The following is a 20,485-nucleotide window of genomic DNA, read 5'->3' as shown; positions in this document are numbered from 1 at the left end:
GGGATGCAATTCGCTGGCTGAAATCACGTCTGATTTAGTCCACTAAAGGAAATGCTCCTGGGCGAGCATGGGTGGAAACCAATGCGAACGGTACCCTTCAGGGCAGCTTTGGACACATGAAGCTGTACGGCTGCAATTCCCGCGGAGGGTGGTCGGGAAGCGACTTTCGTCATACCTTCCTGGGGCGATTACCGGGAAGCGATGGTCGAGTCGCCTGATAGCGGCCATTGGAGAGGAGCAACTTGCAGGCGGCTGAGAAGGATAGAAGGGCGGCCGTCATACGACTGCGCCTCGTCAGAGGCCCAGTCGATTCCGAAGACATGTTGTGCTTCCTGACTGCCGCGCGAGGCCCTGCCCGTAGATGCGTCACCGCCGAGTGACGCATCTGGGAGTGGCGTAACTCATTGCGTCTTTGGATACCCTACATAGTAAACGCCAATGACACCTCCACTGGCGTCGTGAATTGGCTCATATCCAGTGGTGTATGGCTTACCGAGGATGTCAGCGTCACCGTAGTAGGCGCCACCGCCGCGTATTGCCGCCATGGCCTTTCCCTTCGGGTCAAGGACAGTGCCGATCGCCCTCGACCCATCGTCCTTCAGTACATTCGTCGCTACGCGCACGAAATCATCGCCGCTTTTGACGAACAATGTTGCCGTGCCGCCATGCTCCTTCTTGACTTCATCGACAACGGCAAAGTTGTTGTTCATTTTGGTCGCGCCAAAGTACAAAGCTGGCGCCGGTTTTCCTGCAACAGCATCTTCCCCCCTAATCCCCGGTGCGCCCAATTTGGCCGTCTTAGCCTTCAGTGATGCCATGGCTTGCTTTACGTTTTGCGGTGTTTGGGCATAGCTCATGACCGGAGCGAAGACGGGCAATGCGAGTGCAAAAATCAAAGGGGCAACCAATCGCCCTATAGCACCTGCGGGATTTGCTTTTGCCATTTTTATCCCCCTTGGGGCAGCGTCGCCGAGAGGCGGGACGGCAACTTCCCCGGGACTGGGGCAGCGTACGCCTTAGTCCGTTTGGAAGTATAGGCAGCCGGCGAGGCGCTGCACGAGTTGCACGACGGCGATACCGCACAGTGCCTTGTGGAGTTGTCGCGATGTGCACAACACATGCAGGTGCCTACCCGCGTCCGCCGTACGTTGGTCGCTTTTCAGGCGGGAAGCGACGAGCGACCGTGGATCGTCCCGGTGAATTTCAGATTCATTCATTCTGACAAAAAAATTCCTTGTCACAGGTTTGCAACAGATTTTAGCGAATGGACAACGATGGCCGGCATGTCCTCGTTCGTACTAACGCACTGAAAATTGGTCCGCCTTCCTGGTTGGTCGCCATGGTGTCAGCCGCTGCAGGCCTGTGCCGATTGCGACATATTGAAAGTGAAACGTTTTAATACAATTCAATTTAATTGGCCTGCCTATTCATGCCGGCTTCTTGCCTCACAGCAGGCCTGGCACGACTCTCGCTACGGTCGACTCCACATCCCGGCCTGACATAACGCCAGAACTCGTTGTCGCATTACAGTCGAGCACAAGCTTGAATTGCTAAGCGAATTAGGGCTGCCCCCCGATAAGGAGTTGCTCATGAGGCTCACCGCCCCCCTTCTGCAGACTGCTTGGCGGCAAGTTATTGCCATAAGCGCCCTTACATGCTGCGCTGTCGCGCATGGCGAGCCGGCGGCAACAACGGAACAGAAGTTTCCACCCGGCTACCTGGAGTCTGTTTCAACGGGTTATGAGAACGGTCAAGTCCCCCAAGCGCCTGCCCCAGAAAAGACACCAGCAACGACGCCTAGCCCAGCGGCCCAGCCTCTGCTTATTGCCCAGCCTCCGGCCCCTAATTCCCAACCAGACAAGAAAAAGCCCAGCAAGTAGTCAAGAAAATTTCAGCAATGCTGACTATAGGCGTGAAAAGAGCCCTCTGGAATAATGCGCTTGTCGCCTTGCCAACAGGCGGGGGGACTACCGCTTCGCAACTGGAAGGGGGCATGCGATATCTGTCGCCAGAACAGAAATAGGCAGGGCCGTTTTGAAGTGACACACATACCTCGCATATTACAAAGGCGATGAAGTGAGAAAAAAATGAGCCCGTGAGGCAGGGACCTCAACGGGCTCACAAATTGTCCTTTCTGTTTTTTTGGAATGGAAGTTATCGAATTTTTCGAGAAAACCCAACAATCTTGAGGAAGCGTATAGCGAGTTCGAAAGAATTACTAGACGCTTGGTCTGTTCAAATTTGAAACGCAACGCCACCCGTTTTACTTTGTCCGCCTGCCGATAGCTCTCACGCAGTGACAACGTTCTGTATCAGGTCCTTGCCCTCACTCTGCAGGTTCCCGATTGCCAGGCCCACCTCCCACCACTGGAAGGCATCGATGGGAAGGCAGTGGTGCATCAATACCGACGCCCCCCGGGGGATTAACTCCGGGTCTAGCCATGCTAAGGCGTCCACCCCCGACAGTACGATTGGCCGGCCATCATGGACATCGGTCAGCCCCCCTTTAGCATCATCGGTAATGATGACGAAGCCCGCGCCATCAGGCTGAACCGTGGCGCCAGGTTCCCAATATGCCAAGGCTGCGAGGAAGCACGGTCCATCCCTGCGACTTATAAATTGTGGCCGCTTGATGCCTTGTATCGTTGGCCATTCGTACCAGCCGTCCACCGGGACAATTACCCGCTGCCGCTTCCGCCAAAGTGCCTTGAAGTAGTCATTCTTGGCTACCCGGTCTACCCGAGCGTTGGAAACCGAATGCGTAGGATAGGGCAAACATGGCTTATAACCCCAATGGACGGACTCGGCAGTTGTGACGCGTTCACATGTAGCTTATGTAGCACAACGGGACTGTCATCGGGGGCGATGTTATAGCTCTGCCAGGTTCCCGAGTAGACGCATTGGACCCCCAGTTCGGCTTCCCATATGGCGAACGAGCTGAATTGTGCGATGCGCCTACACATGATGCCCTCGTCTTGTTTTGCATCAAAGTATCTCCATGGGCGCATCTCATGGCAATGGCTTATGTGAGCCAGCAGACACAAACAGATTTCCTGTAGGCAATCACGTTCTGACCGTGTTTGCTGTAGTTGTGCATGCCAGCTACAGGGTTGTATGCGTTCGAAGCGGTCAAAGCACGCAAGGTGTGGCATCACTTCTATCACTTCAAGCTGTTCCACAAGCGCTGCCGACGTACCTTCACTCAACCAAGCGCACATGTCGGCGAGCTGCTCTAGCGAGCCGTGCAGTATTGCCTCTACCGTATCGTCCATGCGGTTTCGGACCCAACCGGTGACATGATGCCGCCCCGGTCTACGGTTCCTTGCCAGTTTAGCTATCGGCTCCTGTATTCCCTGGTCGCCTCTCGTTGAGCGGCTTGCAGGCTTTCCGGCCAAGTGCTTTACCTTACTGTTTGTTACGCGGCGCCAACCCGTCTCAGGCTATATTAGGGGTGAGTGAGGATTACTCTCGACATTTTTAAGGGGACGTGATGTTCAAGAAAACACTGGTAGTTGCCGTCGGAAGTCTGCTGCTTGGCTTGAGTCTTACTGCTTCTGCGCGTGGCGGTGGTGGAGGCGGTGGTGGCAACTTCGGTAGCGCGGCTCCTAGCCACGCAAGCAAAGAGGCCATGACAAATTCCAATGGCTCGTTTTCCAGCGACCGCGACAAGGGCCTACAGCGTGCTGAGGACCGGAGAAGCCTGGAAGGCTCGAGCCACGAAAAGGCACAAGACAATCGCATGCATCGGAACACCAAACACGCGCAGAAGCACTGAGTTTGGAGTTGACTAAGTCCGACTATCTTGCGCGGGTTATCCGATGCCAGATTGGGCGCCGCGCAAGCAAGTTCGGAATTCACGGCTTCCGCCACACTGAACTTCGATACACCGACTGAACGATTCCATCAACCCGTTGCACCGACCGTTGCATCCACAGTCGTAAGGCGCCGGTCGGCCGTAAAGCTGACAATCGATAATCTTTAGACGAGAAGGGGTGTGTGGCAACGTACAACAGTTACGGATTGACGCACCGGATGGTTCCGGATGAGCGCCGAGGGCCATAATCGGCCAATTTCGGCCCTCGGCCCCCAGCCTTGCCAAGTCATTCGAACGTCGGCTGACCTCTCTACTCCGGACACGCAGGCTCGATACTCATGCCACCTCGAGAGGTACCACATTCACTTTCGACCGTACGGCAATAATGCCGCCAGGATTGCAGCCATCGCCGCACTTGCCGCAAGGCAGTAAATCGCCGGGTTGAAATCACTCGACTGGCTGCGCGCAACGCCCACGAGCCACGGGGCGAAGAATCCAGCAAATCCGCTAATCGCGTTCATGAGCGCGATGCCACTTGCCGCTCCAGCTCCGGAAAGAAGGGACGGGGTCTTGATTGGATCCCGAGTTCCAGCGATTGAATGACGCCATGCGACGTGAGTCTCACGGGTAGCCGCCGCCGGAAACTCGCCGGATTTCCTCGGCCACGATGGTGATCAACGCTTCCGTGGCCGTACTCAGCGGCCGCTGCGGATGGCTGACGCAGACCAGGTGTCGCACGATGCGCGGAGCAACAATGGCATGCATGCGTAGCCGGCCGTCTTCCACGGCCCGCTGCACCACGATGCGCGGCAGCACGGTAGCAAAGCGCGTGGCTTGCACGAATTGTACGATGGTGCCGAGGATGTCGACCTCGAACTTCGGCGCAAGGGTGACATCGTGCGCCTGCGTGGCCGTATCCAGCACCACGCGCAGGCCATGGCGCTTGGTCGGTAGCACCAACTCCAACCCCGGCAGCTTCGCCATCTCTACCGATTCCGGTAGTTCTGGACCATGCGCGGCACTGGTCACCAACACCATCTCCTCGTCATGCAATGGCTGCACCTGTAGTGCTGGCCGGCCGCGCTGCCGGTGGACCACCGCCGCGTCGAGCTGGCCGGCGGACACAAGATCGATCAGCGCGGCGCTGAAACCGTCCGCCACGGATACCTCCACATTCGGATAGCGCACGTTGAAGCGCGCTAGCGATCCCACCAGCACGCTCTCTGTCTCAGAGGCGACCATGCCCAGCGCGATGCGGCCGGCCATCTGCTCCTCGCGCTGCATCATCTGCTGCCGCGCGCTCGCGAGGTCGCGCACGATGGGCAGGAAGAGGCGGTACATCATCCGGCCAGCAGCCGTAGGCGCCATTCCATGTGGGATACGCTCGAATAACTTCTGCCCAAATTCCTCTTCCAGCCGGGCGATCTGCATGCTGAGCGCCGGCTGCACGATGTTGAGCCGCTTCGCCGCCCGTGTGACGGAACCGTCCTCGAACAGCGCAATGAAGTACTGAATTTGTCTGAGGTCCATCTTCGGATAGGTATCAATAAAGATGCATCACGTCATCATTTACTGTGATGCGATTCATCATGTGAGTGCGGAAAAAAACTTAAATTATGGATTATTAGAGACAAAGTCGCGGCCAAAGTGACGGCCACTTCTATCAGAAATAATGATTTTGTTTATCAAAAAACAATATTAGTACTTATATCTCGATCTCACTAATCTCTGTTTGACGTTGCACGGTCCTGGCCGCTTTCCGGCCCGGTTCCGTCGCGTGAAACGGAGTCGCAAATGAAAAGATTCGATGCCGGCGAAACGACCGGCACGGTACAGGAGACTCGGCCGGCACCCCACGTCGGTCGCCCAATGGCGCGCGTCGAGGACGCCGCCATCCTGACCGGCCGCGGCCGCTATGCCGACGACCTCGGCGTCCGGCCCGGTACCCTGCACGCCGCCATCCTCCGCTCGCCGCACGCGCACGCCGAACTCGGCGCCATCGACTTCGCGGCGGCACTTAAGGCACCGGGCGTGCGCGCGGTGCTGACGGCCGCTGACCTGCCCGCCTGCTCCCGGCCCTTCGTGGTGGGCGTGAAGGCGCCGATGGAGCAGTGGGCGCTGGCAATGGATCGCGTGCGCTACGTAGGCGAACCGGTGGCCGTAGTCGTGGCCGAAAGCCGCGCGCTGGCCGAGGATGCGCTCGACCTCGTGCGCGTGGATTACCGCGCGCTGCCACCGGTGGTGTCGATCGAGGCTGCCGTGGCAGGCGACGCCCCCGTGCTGCACCCCCGCCTCGGCAGCAACGTCGCCAGCGATCGCCATTTCTGCTACGGCGACCCCAAGGCCGCGTTCGCCGCCGCGCCGCACCGCGTGACGCTGACCGCCCACTACCCGCGCAACACCTGCACACCGATCGAGTGTGGCGTGGTAATTGCCGAACACTTGCCGGGCGACGAGGGCTATCAGGTCACCTCCAACTTCATGGGGCCATTCTCGCTGCATGCCGTCATGGCGATGGCTCTGCAGGTGCCCGCCAACCGCCTGCGCCACGTCGCTCCGCGCGACTCTGGCGGCAGCTTCGGCGTCAAGCAGGCGGTGTTTCCCTACGTGGTGCTGATGTGCCTCGCCTCGCGCAAGGCCGGCGCGCCGGTGAAGTGGGTGGAGGACCGGCTCGAGCATCTGAGCGCCGCCACCTCGGCCACCGCGCGGCTCTCCACCGTGGAAGCTGCCGTGGAGGCCGATGGCCGCATCGTTGCACTATCGTACGATCAGCTCGAGGACTGCGGCGGCTACCTGCGCGCGCCGGAGCCCGCTACCTTCTATCGCATGCATGGCCTGCTGACCGGCGCCTACGCGATCCCCAACCTGCTGGTGCGCAATCGCGTGGTGTTGACCAACAAGACACCGACTGGCCTTGTGCGAGGCTTCGGCGGGCCCCAGGTGTACTTCGCGCTGGAGCGGCTGGTACAGCGAATCTCTGTGGAGCTCGGCCTCGATCCGCTCGACGTCTACCGCCGTAACTTCGTGCCCGCCGACGGCTTTCCGTATCGCGCGGCGGCCGGCGCGTTGCTCGATTCCGGCAACTACCAATTGGCGATGTCACGCGCCCTGGAAGCCGGGGCTTACGATGAACTGAAGCGCCGCCGCGATGCCGCGCGCGCCGAGGGCCGGCTGTACGGCATCGGCTTTGCTGCCATCGTCGAGCCGTCGGTATCGAACATGGGCTACATCACCACCGCCACACCGGCCGAGGCACGCCGCAAGGCTGGGCCAAAGAACGGCGCTATCGCCAGCGCAACAGTCAGCGTCGACCTGCTCGGCGGCGTGGTAGTGACCGTCGCCTCCACGCCAGCGGGACAGGGCCACATGACCGTATGTGCACAGGTCGTGGCCGATGTACTCGGCATCGATCCCGCTGACGTGGCGGTCAACGTCGAATTCGATACCCACAAGGACGCGTGGTCCGTCGCCGCAGGCAACTACTCCAGTCGGTTCGCCGGCGCCGTGGCCGGAACCGTGCACCTGGCCGCTACGCGCGTGCGCGACAAGCTGGCGCGCATCGTGGCTTCCCACCTCCGTTGCGACCCGGCCGAACTGGTCTTCACCAACGGCCGCATTGCCCGCAAGAGCGCTTCGCCAGACACCGCACTCCCCTTCGCCCGCGCCGCCAGCAACGCGCCGCACTGGTCGCCGCAACTCCTGCCTGCCGGTGAGGAACCCGGCCTGCGTGAGACCGTGTTCTGGTCGCCGCCCAACCTCGACGCGCCGGACGAACAGGATCGCGTCAACACGTCCGCCTGCTACGGCTTCGCCTTTGACCTGTGCGGCGTGGAGATCGACCGTGCCACCGGCCGCGTGCGCATCGACCGCTACGTCACCGCGCACGATGCCGGCAAGCTGCTCAATCCGGCACTGGCCGACGGCCAGATCCGCGGCGCCTTCGCGCAGGGACTCGGCGCGGCGCTGATGGAGGAGTTCCGCTATGGCCCCGATGGCAGCTTCCAGTCCGGCACGCTGGCCGACTACCTGCTGCCCACCACGTGCGAAGTGCCCGACCCGGTCATCGTTCATCTGGAAACGCCGAGCCCGTTCACGCCGCTCGGGGCCAAGGGGCTCGGCGAGGGCAACAATATGAGCACACCGCCCTGCGTCGCTAACGCCGTGGCGGACGCACTCGGCGTGCGCGACATCCGCCTGCCACTTACGCCCGCCAAGGTGATGGCGATGATCGGCTTTGACGATCCGCCGCCGTCGCGCCCCGAACTGGCCGAAGCGGCGAAAGACGCAGCGCCTGCAAACGGCAAAGGCGGCAAGGCCGCGAAGGCCCTGTGCGCACGCGGGACGGTGGATCTCGATGCCACACCTGAAGCCGTCTTCGCCGTCCTGCTCGACCCGAAAGCGCTGGCCCAGGTCGTGCCCGGCTGCCACGCGCTCGAACGCATCGGCGATAACCGTTACCGCGCCGACGTAACCGTGGGCGTGGGCATGGTCAAGGCGCGCTACGAAGCCGAGATCGCGCTGTCCGACCTGGAGCCGCCGCACCGGCTAAGGCTGGCAGGCGCCGGCCTGTCCTCGCTCGGCAGCGCACGCGGCTCCGGAATGGTAGAGCTGACCCCGCACGGCGACGGCACCCGTCTCGCGTACGACTACGAGGCCGAGGTGTCCGGCAAGGTCGCGGCCGTCGGCGGCCGCATGCTCGAAGGCGCGGCCAAAGTGGTGCTGCGCCAGTTGTTCGAATCGCTCGGCCGGCAGGCAGGCGGCAAGCCGGTGCGCAGTCCCGGATGGATCGCTCGCATGCTGGCGCTCTTGGGAGTTCGTCGATGAAACCCGCCGCGTTCGACTACCTGCGCGCCGAATCCACACAGCACGCGCTGGAGACACTGGCCCGTGCCGGCGAGGACGCCCGCATTCTGGCCGGTGGCCAGTCGCTGATGGCCGTCCTCAATATGCGGCTCGCGCAGCCGCAACTGCTGGTCGACATCTCTCGCACCGCCGACCTCAATACCGTGCGCGTAGAAGACGGCCATCTTGTGGTGGGCGCCGCAGTGACGCAGGGCAGCGTCGAATGGCGCGCATCGCTCTCCGACGAGGTACCGGTGCTCGCGCTCGCCTTCCCGCACATCTCCCATTTCCAGATCCGCAACCGGGGCACGGTGTGCGGCTCCGTCGCGCACGCCGACCCCAGCGCAGAACTGCCGCTGGTGCTCACGGCACTCGGTGGCGAGGTCGTGCTGCGCTCCTTGCGCCGCCGCCGCGTGCTGCCGGCCGCCGGGTTCTTCCAGGGAATGCTGATGACCGCGCGCGAGCCAGACGAACTGGTGGAAGCCGTGCGCTTCCCGCTGAGGCGGCCTGGCGCGCGCTACGGCTTCATGGAGTTCTCGGCCCGGCATGGCGACTTCGCGCTGGTCGCGTGCGCTGCGATCGTCACGGACGACGCCATCTCACTGGCCGTGGGCGGCGTGGCCGACCGGCCAGTACTGGAGAGCTGGCCACACCTGGAAGGCAAGGCGCTGGCCGAGGCCATCAACGATTTCAGTTGGAAGCTGGGCGCGCAGGACGACGCCCATGTTAGCGCGCAGTACCGCCGCCACCTGGTGCGGCAATTGGGCATGCGCGTAATCGAGGAGGCAAGATGAGCAAGACCCTACGTGGCGCGCCAGCCGGCACGCTCTCAGTGATGCGGCGCGACGAGCGCCGTCGCGTCACCCTGATCCTGAACGGCAGCGAGCGCAGCGGCCTGTGCGCTCCGCGCGAGCTGCTGTCGGACTTCCTGCGTCATGAACTCGGCGCCACCGGCACGCACGTCGGCTGCGAGCACGGCGTCTGCGGCGCCTGCACGGTGCGCGTCGACGGCGTAGCCGCGCGATCCTGCCTGATGCTGGCCGTACAGGCCGACGGCCGCGCCATCGACACCGTCGAGGGCCTCGCGCCGCGCGAAGGCCTGAGCGACCTGCAGGAAGCCTTCCGACGCCACCACGCCCTGCAATGCGGCTTCTGCACGGCAGGCATCCTGATGTCGTGCGTGGACTACCTGGAACGGGTGCCCGAGCCGACTGAGGCGCAGGTGCGCGACATGCTGTCCGGCCACCTGTGCCGCTGTACGGGCTACACGCCGGTCGTCGCCGCCGTCCTTGATGTCGCGGCCAGCCGGGCGCGGGCACGCCACGTGGAAGCGGCGACAGTCGGGGAGACCCGCGATGCTTGATCTAGGCCGCACTTTCCTGCAAAGCGTGGAGCGCAGCCCCAGCGCCCCCGCCATCGTCGACGGCGACCTGCTGCTGACCTACGAGCAATGGTTCGCGCGCATTCGCTGCGTGACCGCCGGCCTGCACGACCTCGGCCTGCGCCCCGGTGATCGCCTCCTGGCCATCCTGCAGAACCGCTGGGAGGCGGCTACGCTGCACTGGGCCTGCCAGTTCGCCGGTGTGGTCATCGTCCCGCTGAACTGGCGCGCCAAGCCGGACGAGCTGGACTATTGCGTGCGCCATGCCGGCGCCCGGGCGCTGGTGTTCGAGCCCGTCAGCGCCGACGCCGTGCTGGAGAGCTCCGCCGCGCAGGAGATACCCTGCATCGCACTGGACCATGCGCCAGGCGGCTCGCTGTCATTCGACACCCTGCTCGACGTCACACCCCGGCTCGACAGCACATTGGCAACAGCCGACGACATCTCGCTGATGCTGTACACCTCCGGCACCACCGGCAGCCCGAAGGGCGTGCCGCGCCGCCACCGGCAGGAGCGCGCCGCCGCCCTGGCTCACGTCGCGCAGAACCTGTATCGGCGCGGCGAGCGCACGCTCGGCGTGATGCCGCTGTACCACACGATGGGCGTGCGCTCGCTGCTTGCCATGGCGCTGGTGGACGGCCTGTTCGTCTGCGTGCGGCGCTGGAGCCCATCGCAGGCGCTGCAGGCCATCACCGACCATCGCGTGAGCTGCCTTTATCTTGTACCTACGCTGTACCACGACCTGCTGGCCGACCCGGGCTTCGACAGCATGGGTGTCCGCACGGTCGCCAAGCTTGGCTTCGCCGGCGCGGCGATGAGCGACGGTTTGCTGTCACGGCTCGAACAAGCATTCCGCCCGGAGTTGTTCGTCAATCACTACGGTTCATCCGAGGTGTACACATTCAGCATCGAGCAGCGCGCGGGGCGCAAGCCGGGCAGCGCCGGTCGCGCCGGCCTCAATACACGGCTGCGCGTGGTACGGCTGGACGCCACTTCGCCTGAGGCGGTGACCGCTCCCGGCGAAGAGGGTCAGATCATCGCCGACCTGCGCGGCGATGAAGCGTTCGAAGGCTACTGGAACCGCGACGACGCCAATGCAAAGTCGCTGCACGAAGGTTGGTACTTCACCGGCGACATCGGCTACTTCGACGCCGACGGCGATCTCTTCGTGACCGGCAGAGTGGACGACATGATCATCAGCGGCGGCGAAAACATCGCTCCCGCCGACATCGAGTCGGTTCTCTCCCTGCATCCGGCCGTGGACGAGGTGGCCGTGGCCGGGCTGCCGGATCCCCGCTGGGGCCAGAAGGTAGTGGCCTTCGTCAAGCCGCGCGGTTGCGTGGACGCCCTGGCACTCGACACCTACTGCCGCGGCTCCGAACTCGTCAATTTCAAGCGCCCGCGTGACTACGTGTTCGTGGCCGAACTCCCGAAGTCGCCGGTCGGCAAGATCCTGCGCCGCAAACTGTCGGCCGGCGAATACACCTCGCTTTCCTGCCCTTCTTCCAACGTCCCGACAAAGGAGTAACGACGTGACACAAACCTTCGCATTGACCCATCCCGACCAGCAGCGGCTCCAGGACCTCGACGGCTTTTCCGTCGAGATCGACCCTGCGCGCGAGCGGGCCGACATCATCCTGCACCGCCCGCCCTACAACGTGATCTCGATGGCTGCCCGCGACCAGATGCGCGCCGTGTTCGAGACGCTGGACGCCGACGACCGCGTGCGCGTCATCGTCCTGCGCGCGCAAGGTGAACATTTCTCGAGCGGGGGCGATATCAAGGGATTCCTGGAGGCATCGCCCGAGCACGTATCGAAGCTGGCGTGGAACATTGCGGCGCCGGCGCGTTGCAGCAAGCCGGTGATTGCCGCCAACCGGGGCTACTGCTTCGGCGTTGGCTTCGAACTCTCGCTGGCGTGCGACTTCCGCATCGCCACCCACACCACCGAGTACGCGCTGCCGGAACAGAAGCTCGGCCAGATTCCGGGCTCGGGCGGCTCCGCGCGGCTGCAGAAGATGGTGGGCGTCGGCCGCACCAAGGACATCGTCATGCGCTCGCGCCGCATTGCCGGCCGGCAGGCCTACGACTGGGGCCTCGTTGTGGACTGCGTGGCCGATGCCGAACTGGAAGCCGCCACTGACGCGCTGGCCGACGAACTGCGTGCATTCTCGCCGCTGGCCCAGCGCACCGCCAAGAAGTTGCTGAATGACACCGAGGACGCGCCGCTGTCGATCGCCATCGAACTCGAAGGGCACTGCTACAGCCGCCTGCGTAGCTCGAACGACTTTCGCGAGGGCGTGGAAGCATTCCACGAGAAGCGCAAGCCTGTATTTCGCGGTAGCTGACCGTATGCGCGGGCGCGGCTGAACTGGCCGCCCCAAAGGTAAGAAGGACTCGCGGCGATGCCCTTTGGCGGGCATCGCGGGGAGCCGCTTGTTCAAAGAAACAAGGAGACAACGATGGAAATGCTGGCAAACGACAAGACGAAACCGGGCGGCTCGGGGATCGTGGTGTCACCGGCTGCGAGCAACCGGCAGGTGCTGGGAGCGGTGACGGCCTCATGCATGGGATGGGCGCTCGATCTGTTCGACCTGTTCATCCTGCTGTTCGTGGCACCCGTGATCGGCAAGCTGTTCTTTCCGTCCCAGCATGCAATGCTGTCGCTGGCAGCGGTGTATGCATCATTCGCGGTCACGCTGCTCATGCGGCCACTGGGCTCCGCCATCTTCGGCTCCTACGCGGACCGACATGGCCGCAAGGGGGCGATGGTGGTTGCCGTGACCGGAGTGGGCCTGTCGACAGCGGCATTCGGGCTACTGCCGACGGTCGGCCAGATCGGCCTCTTTGCGCCGGCGCTGTTCATCCTGCTGCGCCTGGTGCAGGGGGTGTTCGTCGGTGGGGTGGTAGCGTCGACGCATACCATCGGCACGGAATCGGTACCGCCGTCATGGCGCGGCGCGGTGTCGGGGCTGGTGGGCGGTGGCGGCGCGGGCATTGGGGCGCTGCTGGCGTCGATCACGTATATGGCGATGACGGCCCTCTTTCCCGGCGACGCCTTCGAGAATTGGGGATGGCGCTGCATGTTCTTCGCCGGCATCGTCAGCTCGGTGCTCGGGCTGGTCATCTTCAGTTCGCTGGAGGAGTCGCCGCTGTGGAAGCAGTTGCAAGCGGCAAAAGCGGCAACAGCGGCAACAGCGGCAACAGCGGCAAGCGGCCAAGCAAAGCCGCAGACGCATCCCCTGCGCACGCTGTTCTCGCGCGAATATCGCGGCGTGCTGCTGGTCAACATTCTCCTCACAGTGGGCGGCGGCACCGCCTACTACCTGACGTCCGGCTACCTGCCGACCTTCCTTAAGGTCGTGGTGAAGGCATCCCCCGGGGAGGCTGCGGCGACCCTGATGCTGAGCAGCGTCGGCGTGATTGTGGCGTCGGTAGCAGCGGGCCACCTGAGCACGATGATCGGGCGCAAGCGCGCCTTCCTGCTGATCGGCGCGGTGAGCGTGGTGCTGATGCCGCTGCTCTACCAGTGGATGCCGGCCGCACCGACCGCCGTTCTCCGTGGCCTCTACGCGACGGCCCTCAGCATGCTCGGGTGCGCCGGCTTTGCGCCGATCCTGATCTTCCTGAACGAACGATTCCCCACCAGCATCCGCGCCTCGGGCACGGGACTCTCGTGGAACATCGGTTTCGCCATTGGTGGAATGATGCCGACCCTGGCCTCACTCGCTGCACGCACACCAGCCGACCTTCCGGTAGTCCTTAGCATCTTCGTCGCAGTGGCCACGCTGGTCTACCTGGCAGGGGCAGCAATCGTACCTGAGACGCTGGGCCGTCTCGCGGAAAAATAGACACGCCATTCGCGGAGCACATCATGGACAGCATCGACCTGCAGGTACTGAAGGACGCGAGGCGCTGTCGATGCTGGATTCGGCGTGACGCTGGTGACGGTGACCCGCACCTGGGGCTCAGCCCCCGCCCGGTCGGCGCCATGCTCGCGCTGCGGGACGATGGCCGGGTCTCGGGCTCGGTCTCTGGCGGCTGCATCGAGGACGACCTGATCTATCGCGGCCGGACGGCGCGGCTGACGGGAAGCACGCCGGAGGTCCTACGGTGTCAACGCGGAAGAAGCGCGACGCATGGGGCTGCCTTGCGGCGGCACCATCCAGCTCGTGATGGAGCCACTGAAGGACGCGATGATGGTCCGGCGGATGCTGGACCTGGCGGAACGGCGGATGCCGTTCGCTCGGGAGCTTGCAGAGAACCTAACGTTGGGTTACAGAGAGCCACTGAGCAACAGCCTTGCAACGAGAAGTGCGCAGCCAGCATTGCAGTCCGGCTATTCACGCAGGGGCTTCTCCCAGCGTGTTCCGAAAGCTGCTGCGCCCAAGGCTTGATGCGTGCGGCCTTTCCAGGCGGCTGCTCAGTTCAGGTTGGTGATGTAGCTGGCCAGGTTCTTGATGTCGTCGTCGGTCAGGTTGCGTGACACGCTGGTCATGTTGCCGGCATCGTTGGTGCGCCGCTTCGCACGAAAATCCTCGAGCTGCTTGACGATGTACGCGTACTTTTGGCCGGCGACGCGGGGAATCTCGTTCTGCCCGGAGAAGCCGCCCAAGTGGCATGTCATGCAAAGCACTTCATCAGCCTTTTTGCCCCCGGCATCCACGCGCGCGGCTTCGACCTTGTAGCTCGAGGGCACCGGCTTCTGCGCCGCGAAGTAGTTCGCCAGGTCCTGCATGTCTTCGCGCGACAACGGCGCTGCCATCGGTGACATGGCCGGGTCGATGCGCCGCTTTTCCTTGAAGTCGCGCAACTGCAGGTAGAGGTACCGTGCCGTCTGGCCGGCCAGCACCGGATAGGCGGGGTTGGTAGAGTTGCCTTGAGGTCCGTGGCAGGCGAAGCAGACCTGTGCCTTGGACTGGCCCGCGGCGACGTCCGCGCGCGCGTCGCCGGCAACTCCTGCCAGCCCAGCCAATGCGCCAAGCACGACGGGCACGATAAGACGCCGCGTAGGCATGATATGGATGCTCTTCCCTGGCATGGCTGTCTCCTGCATGCTTATGCTGACAGCCTGTGCGCGCTTGGTCCACGTCGGTATCGGGCGCTGTCCGACAAAGCTGCGGAGGTGACGCACGGAAGCGATTCCGCGAGCGCTCCCGAACCCGCACGACCGCCGCTCGCTGCACGGGGAAGCGGCTACAAGCCGCGCGAAACAAGCCTACACTTGTCCAGACCGGTCCTACCTTGCTAACGGCAACCTACTGAGACTTGTCCATCGGCGCCTAGGTGTCGCCGAATGATGACGGCCAAGAGCATGATGAGGACGGCAGGCGTCCATTGAAGAAGGGTAGGAAACCGCAATGCGGCTAATGCCTGCAATGGCATTAGCCACGTGACGACGAGCAATGCATGGTCTACGGGACGCGAGCCGTGCTCCCGCATATCCACAGCGAGAAACGCAATAACAATTGCCAACCAGGCAAGGTCGTAGAAGCCCATATATGGCTGCATGAAAAGAGTCCCGCAGACGAACGCCGCCGCCTTGAGCGTGTAGCGCGCGGGCCTTGACCAAAACCAAGTGACCCAGCCGACGACGAACAACGCCGCCGTGACGTGAAGTGCATAAGTCGTTACATACGACACGCCGCATATTCGCAGTACGCCATAGACCGTTGGCACGAGCGGCCACAAATTTGCGTTATCGGCGACTCACACACTCTGAAAAGCTGATGCGGCGAAAACGCGACGGCGGACGCGAGCGCACACCAATGACGACCGCATATCAGAACAAGTGGGACTCGGATACCTAACTGTGGTTTGATTCCTAATAACGCGAAGAACGCGCCTGCAAGGACGGGCCGATGAGGCGGGAGCGATTAGCCTTGAACTGTCGAGAACGGCCATTGCCATCGCGTCGACCCGAATGACGGCAAGGGATTGCGGAGTCAACCGGTCGATGCCGGGTTCTCCGATCGTCTGAGCAATGGGACTCTTCCCGGCCTTTTGTCCAATAGTCGTCAATGTGGATTCACACATTCCAGAGAACCGCATCGGGCATCTTCTGCCCTACGCGGACCAGTTCAGGAGGAGCACTTGGTTGTGCTAACGTCGTGCCGCACCCGGCCAGCAAGGAGCGTTCGATATGGCTACGTAAATTGTCGACAATGCAGAGCCAGTTCTGCTTGTGACTGGAAGCGAATTCTCAGTTGTTGCACCGATTCGGCGCTGCACCATTTGATTTAGCGGACGCAGAGATGCCAACCTGCTGTGCGGCACATGCGTGCTCGTGCCTCAGAAGCTCGTATTAATTGCACGGGAAGGCAGAGCGCGGCGCACTACAACGATCAGCAGTATTGGCAACAGGAGGGCACCCCACTGTCCGATCGACGGCTTGAATACGGCCAGAAACGATGCTATTGGCAAGAGCCACGCGAGGCCAATTGTCAAGCACTCGACGCGAGTCCATGCGCCGTGCATTTTGCCGTCAACGCCCAGATAAATGATCGGCAAGATCAACCACGCAAGATCATAGTAAACAAGGTAAGGCTGGAAGAGCATTGTCGCGACGACGATCGCTGCGCAGCGCAACTCGATGCGGGCCCTCCGTATCCACAGGAACAAGGTCGCCAACACAGCGGGCACCGCGACCGCCGCATGGATTGCGTAGGCGACCGACAGGCTTGCTCCCATTCGTCGTGCGAGTGCAAACGCAGTAGGCATGGCATTCCAGATATCGCCCTCGCCGTTCTGCACAATGACTGTATTGAACCACGCAAGCATGTTGAAGAACTTGAGCCAGAGCGGTAGTCCGAACACCAGTCCGCTCACCATACAGAACAGGACACCTGTTACTGCCATCGCGCCAAATGCTCGGTAATGTCGGCCACAAAGAAACATTAAAGGAAAGAGCACCGCCAGCTGCGGCTTGATCGCGAGCATGCCGGCGCACACACCGGCCAAGACGGGGCGACGCTCCAGCAGTCCCAGTGCGCCGGCCGCCAGCGCCAACGTCAGAAGAGAGTTCTGGCCGCATACAGTGGCTACCCAGATACCTGGAAAAGCCGCAACCCAGACCCACGGCAATGCTCCCGCTCTCACTGCCGGCGCGCACACAGCCATGCAGCACGCGAGCCCGAAACCTGCGAACAACAAATACGACGCAAGGTACGGCAGCAGCGCCAGAGGGTAGATCAATATCTGAAACGTGGGCGGATAAACCCATGGCGCATACATTTCTCCCAATGGGGTATCGGGCAGCAATCTGGCTTCTACAGCGGCCAACTGCTGCGGATTGAACGCTTGGATGGCCCCCTCATGAAGAGAGATGTATGAGGCACTCCAATAAACCCGGAAATCGATGCCTGGGGGCGGAACGCTGGGGATATGCCACGCCCAGTGGGCCATCGCCCAGATTCCGATCAGAATGACCTGACAGGCCAGCAGCGCAGCGCTGTAAAGAACAATTCTTTCGCGAGTCAACCACCGCTGACGCGGCGCTGACTTTTCCTCAGTGGCCGCATTGGTCGTTATTGGCATAATCTTGTTGGCAAGCTTTAGGGTCAGTCTGCCATAAGCCAAATGCGCTCGGCAAGGTGAGCAGCAATAAGCGGAAATTCCAGATGGATGCTCGGCAGAGTAGGTCAATCACCCAGTCGATGTCCTACTCAATGCACCGCAAACTCAGAAGCCGGCAGACGTAGTAGTGTGCCCGCTCGCATAACTTCCGTTGGTTCGGAAAGCGGTCGCCAAACGACGCAATCATATTTCCCGCTCATAGCTAGGCGGCAACAAAGTCAGTCTCCCCCTGCGACTCTGACGGCGCTGGAGGTTGAGTAGTCGGTTTTCAATATATTCCGAGCATTGCGCACGGATTGCGACATCGTCCACTGGTCGCTTTCGGGAAAACCGAGGGTCTCTTCAGGGTCGGGAAGCGACGATCGAAGCAGGCCGACATCACGCGACTGATAGCAGAGCACGCGCATCTCAGCCTTCCCGCCCCAGGCTAATGGCATGGTTGCGGACCGTGGCACCGTTCGATGAGCGAAGTTGAAGGAGGGAGGCCTCCGGCCTGGGATCGAAGTCATGCGCGCATTGTATGCGCCGGATTGGACTCTTCACCGCTCGCGACTACCCGAAGATCTCGAGGAAGCCGCTTAACATCACCGCTGCGCAGGCAAGCCAAACGGCACCGACCAGCGCGGCGATCGCTGCGGCATGCGGCGATGAAGAGGATGCCGCAGCCAACAGGATGGCTCGGCCTCTGAGCCATCCGAGGACAAACAACCCCAAGGCGGAAACCACGACCAGGAGAGCGACCACCCAGGCCAGCGGCGATCGAGCCTCTGCCGCTGCGCGGACCAACAGCGCGCCATTGACCAGCATGGCTAGCGCCGTGCGGTGCCAGGCCAACGCCGTACGTTCAGGTTGAACCCCTGGATCGCGCATCAATGAAACTTCAGCAAGAGCCCGAGAGAGAGAACCAACGCAACGCAGACGATCGCGGCACCCAGCAATGGAATTCCACGGGATGCCGGCAGCGGGCCAGCATTGCGCATGGCGATCTCGTTGCCCTTCCAGCGCGAGTATGCGCAACTGGCAATCACCGCTGCCAGCGCTGACAATGCGAGCGCAACCGTTGCCAGCAGGATCTTCGGTTCAACATGTCCGGCGAACTGATCCAGCAGAACACCCCCGGCCAGGATCGCGAGTGCGGTCCTGATCCACGCGAGGAAGGTACGCTCGTTCGCAAGCGAGAACCGGTAGTCGGGCTCGCTCCCCTGCTGCTGCCATTTCGGTCGGGCCATCATCCGGCCCTCATCCATCGGTATGCCATGTCACACGCCCATAGCGACAGGAAACATGCCGTGAAGGAGTAGCCATGGTGCGCGGCGACTAGCACAGGCACACCCGCCCGTCGATCACCTGCACGGCCAGCGATGACAGCGTCGCGTCACGGCACGGACCGTCGATGCAAACGCCGTCGGTAAACCGGAACAGCGCGGAATGATGGGCGCACATCAGTACTTCGGCCTCATACGTGCAGATGGTACCCGGCTCGAAGTCCAGCGGAATGGAGAAGTGAGGGCATCGATTGATGTAGGCCCAGACCTGTTGCCCCCGGCGAACCACGATGACTCCCGGGTCACGGTCGATCACGCGGGCGCCGCCGTCGGGCACGTCATCGAGATGGCACAGCACGGTGGTGTCCATATCGTCACCCCTCGCGCCCGGGCAGACCCAGACTCCAGTTCCACGGTCGGATCTCCACACGTTCGAAGATGCCGGCGTGCATATAAGGATCGTCGCTGACGAAGCGTTGGACATCGTCGATGTGCTCGGCCTCGATGACCAGCAGCGTGCCGTTCATCGTGTCGGCCTGTGCGTCCAGTGTCGGGCCGCCCAGTCGCACGAACACGCCTTGCGCGGCTGCGGCGTTGCGCAGATAGGCGCGATGCGCGGGGCGCTCACGCTCGCGGACGGCCAGCATGCCGGGCTTGTCAGTGGCGAAGATGGCATAGAAGCGGGACATGGCGATCAGCCTTGCGAGGTCGGTTCGAGGACGAAGTCGTAGCGCGCTTCACGGAACGGCCCATCGAAGCCGAAACGCCGTGCCAATGGATCATCCGCGGGGCGCTCCTCGTACGCTACCTGCAGGGATTCCTTGACCCCAAACACCGCGTCCGAGTTCAGGTATGGATCGCCCTGGTTGAACAGGTGCGTGACCAGCCGGCGATGGCCGGGCGCGTCGATCATGAAATGCAGGTGTGCCGGCCGCCAAGGATGGCGCCTGGTGGCGTCGAGCATGCGGCCGACAGGGCCGTCGGTCGGTATCGGGTAGCTCACCGGCACGATGGTGCGGATCGCGTAGTAACCCTCGTCGTCAGTGCGGTAGCGGCCGCGCAGGTTGCCCGCGGGTTGGGCGGAATCCTGGCCGGAATACATGCCGTTCTCCGCGGTTTGCCAGATGTCGAGCACCGCATTGCGCAGCGGCGTGCCATCGGCGGAGCAAACACGGCCGTGGACCAGCGCGGGTGTACCGGGCGTGACCGCCATGTTCTCGCCAAAGGCACGGTCAGGCATGCCGGCAATATAGAACGGGCCGAACACGGTGGTTTCGGTGGTGCCAGTGGACTGGCGATGGTTGATCGCATCGACGAGCATCGACACGCCCAGCGTGTCCGACAACAGGATGAACTCCTGGCGGACCAGTCCGTCGCACATCTTGCCGGTATCAGTCAGGAACTGGATGGCGGCGAACCACTCCGCCTCTGTCGGCTCGAGTTCGCGCACGTACGCGTGCAGATGGCGAACCAGCCCCTGCATCAGCGCGCGCAGGCGAGGGTCGGGTGTGTCGCTGAAACGGGCGATGACCTGCTCGGTCAGTGCGGCGTCGGCGGCAGCGTGGGGGCTTCGCTCCATGTTGGCTCTCCTGAGGTGTGATTGCCGCA

The 20,485-nt window shown here is 62.6% G+C and carries 19 protein-coding genes and 2 pseudogenes; 8 read left to right on the top strand and 13 right to left on the bottom strand.

Annotated elements, in window-relative coordinates; genetic code table 11:
• Positions 1-401: 401 nt before the first annotated feature.
• The 3 genes and pseudogenes from AC3FKG_RS25015 to AC3FKG_RS25005 form a co-directional block, all read right to left on the bottom strand.
• Positions 402-944, bottom strand: coding sequence for a Cache 3/Cache 2 fusion domain-containing protein (locus AC3FKG_RS25015; RefSeq protein ID WP_488744406.1), 543 nt, complete (start codon positions 942-944; stop codon positions 402-404).
• A gap of 1,345 nt (positions 945-2,289) precedes the next feature.
• Positions 2,290-2,799: pseudogene (locus AC3FKG_RS25010) on the bottom strand (SOS response-associated peptidase family protein); the annotation flags it as partial.
• Entirely contained in the window at positions 2,736-3,395 is a 660-nt protein-coding gene (locus AC3FKG_RS25005) for an acylphosphatase (RefSeq protein ID WP_488744405.1), read from the bottom strand. The gene AC3FKG_RS25005 and the pseudogene AC3FKG_RS25010, both read right to left, overlap by 64 nt.
• A gap of 95 nt (positions 3,396-3,490) precedes the next feature.
• Between AC3FKG_RS25005 and AC3FKG_RS25000 the strand changes: the two genes are divergently transcribed.
• Positions 3,491-3,775: a hypothetical protein gene (locus tag AC3FKG_RS25000; protein WP_488744404.1), complete on the top strand. Its 285-nt coding sequence runs from the start codon at positions 3,491-3,493 to the stop codon at positions 3,773-3,775.
• Between the two features lie 401 nt (positions 3,776-4,176).
• Here the strand turns inward: AC3FKG_RS25000 and AC3FKG_RS24995 are convergent, their stop codons facing one another.
• The gene (locus AC3FKG_RS24995; RefSeq protein WP_483712421.1) at positions 4,177-4,335 is read right to left on the bottom strand and encodes a hypothetical protein; all 159 of its coding nucleotides are present in this window, start codon (positions 4,333-4,335) and stop codon (positions 4,177-4,179) included.
• Between the two features lie 100 nt (positions 4,336-4,435).
• Positions 4,436-5,344 (bottom strand): LysR family transcriptional regulator, encoded by a 909-nt coding sequence (locus tag AC3FKG_RS24990; RefSeq protein WP_488744403.1) that lies wholly within the window; start codon positions 5,342-5,344, stop codon positions 4,436-4,438.
• A gap of 264 nt (positions 5,345-5,608) precedes the next feature.
• Between AC3FKG_RS24990 and AC3FKG_RS24985 the strand changes: the two genes are divergently transcribed.
• The 7 genes from AC3FKG_RS24985 to AC3FKG_RS24955 all read left to right on the top strand — a co-directional run bounded on the left by AC3FKG_RS24985 (position 5,609) and on the right by AC3FKG_RS24955 (position 14,523).
• On the top strand, positions 5,609-8,638 hold the full coding sequence (locus AC3FKG_RS24985; RefSeq protein ID WP_488744402.1) for a xanthine dehydrogenase family protein molybdopterin-binding subunit: 3,030 nt from the start codon (positions 5,609-5,611) through the stop codon (positions 8,636-8,638).
• Positions 8,635-9,450: an FAD binding domain-containing protein gene (locus AC3FKG_RS24980; protein ID WP_488744401.1), complete on the top strand. Its 816-nt coding sequence runs from the start codon at positions 8,635-8,637 to the stop codon at positions 9,448-9,450. The genes AC3FKG_RS24985 and AC3FKG_RS24980 overlap by 4 nt, the downstream gene beginning before the upstream one ends.
• Entirely contained in the window at positions 9,447-10,019 is a 573-nt protein-coding gene (locus tag AC3FKG_RS24975) for a (2Fe-2S)-binding protein (RefSeq protein WP_488744400.1), read from the top strand. The genes AC3FKG_RS24980 and AC3FKG_RS24975 overlap by 4 nt, the downstream gene beginning before the upstream one ends.
• On the top strand, positions 10,012-11,565 hold the full coding sequence (locus AC3FKG_RS24970) for an AMP-binding protein (RefSeq protein WP_488744399.1): 1,554 nt from the start codon (positions 10,012-10,014) through the stop codon (positions 11,563-11,565). The genes AC3FKG_RS24975 and AC3FKG_RS24970 overlap by 8 nt, the downstream gene beginning before the upstream one ends.
• Before the next feature lie 4 nt (positions 11,566-11,569).
• Positions 11,570-12,385: an enoyl-CoA hydratase/isomerase family protein gene (locus AC3FKG_RS24965; protein ID WP_483712427.1), complete on the top strand. Its 816-nt coding sequence runs from the start codon at positions 11,570-11,572 to the stop codon at positions 12,383-12,385.
• A gap of 114 nt (positions 12,386-12,499) precedes the next feature.
• Positions 12,500-13,888, top strand: a complete 1,389-nt coding sequence (locus AC3FKG_RS24960; protein ID WP_488744419.1) for an MFS transporter — start codon at positions 12,500-12,502, stop codon at positions 13,886-13,888.
• A 23-nt stretch (positions 13,889-13,911) separates the two neighbouring features.
• Positions 13,912-14,523 (top strand): XdhC family protein, encoded by a 612-nt coding sequence (locus AC3FKG_RS24955; RefSeq protein WP_488744398.1) that lies wholly within the window; start codon positions 13,912-13,914, stop codon positions 14,521-14,523.
• On the opposite strand, the gene AC3FKG_RS24950 is transcribed toward AC3FKG_RS24955, so the two are convergent.
• The 8 genes and pseudogenes from AC3FKG_RS24950 to AC3FKG_RS24915 form a co-directional block, all read right to left on the bottom strand.
• Positions 14,461-15,078, bottom strand: a complete 618-nt coding sequence (locus AC3FKG_RS24950) for a c-type cytochrome (protein ID WP_483712429.1) — start codon at positions 15,076-15,078, stop codon at positions 14,461-14,463. The two genes, AC3FKG_RS24955 and AC3FKG_RS24950, sit on opposite strands and share 63 nt — an antisense overlap.
• A gap of 589 nt (positions 15,079-15,667) precedes the next feature.
• A pseudogene (locus AC3FKG_RS24945) lies at positions 15,668-15,892 on the bottom strand (hypothetical protein); the annotation flags it as partial.
• Positions 15,893-16,328: 436 nt separating this feature from the next.
• Positions 16,329-17,681 (bottom strand): glycosyltransferase family 87 protein, encoded by a 1,353-nt coding sequence (locus tag AC3FKG_RS24940; RefSeq protein ID WP_488744397.1) that lies wholly within the window; start codon positions 17,679-17,681, stop codon positions 16,329-16,331.
• A gap of 483 nt (positions 17,682-18,164) precedes the next feature.
• Positions 18,165-18,482, bottom strand: a complete 318-nt coding sequence (locus AC3FKG_RS24935; protein ID WP_488744418.1) for a DUF202 domain-containing protein — start codon at positions 18,480-18,482, stop codon at positions 18,165-18,167.
• Positions 18,482-18,844, bottom strand: coding sequence for a YidH family protein (locus AC3FKG_RS24930; protein ID WP_488744396.1), 363 nt, complete (start codon positions 18,842-18,844; stop codon positions 18,482-18,484). Before AC3FKG_RS24930 ends, AC3FKG_RS24935 begins: the two co-directional genes overlap by 1 nt.
• Before the next feature lie 85 nt (positions 18,845-18,929).
• On the bottom strand, positions 18,930-19,247 hold the full coding sequence (locus AC3FKG_RS24925; protein WP_488744395.1) for a Rieske (2Fe-2S) protein: 318 nt from the start codon (positions 19,245-19,247) through the stop codon (positions 18,930-18,932).
• 4 nt (positions 19,248-19,251) lie between these two features.
• A complete protein-coding gene (locus tag AC3FKG_RS24920; RefSeq protein ID WP_488744394.1) occupies positions 19,252-19,566 on the bottom strand; it encodes a YciI family protein in 315 nt (104 codons plus the stop codon).
• A 5-nt stretch (positions 19,567-19,571) separates the two neighbouring features.
• Positions 19,572-20,456 (bottom strand): intradiol ring-cleavage dioxygenase, encoded by an 885-nt coding sequence (locus tag AC3FKG_RS24915; RefSeq protein WP_488744393.1) that lies wholly within the window; start codon positions 20,454-20,456, stop codon positions 19,572-19,574.
• Between the last annotated feature and the right edge of the window lie 29 nt (positions 20,457-20,485).

The organism is Cupriavidus sp. 22TCCZM04-2 (genome assembly GCF_057798895.1).
Note: the sequence above shows the minus strand (reverse complement) of the source record. Positions and strands in the feature narration are given on the sequence as shown.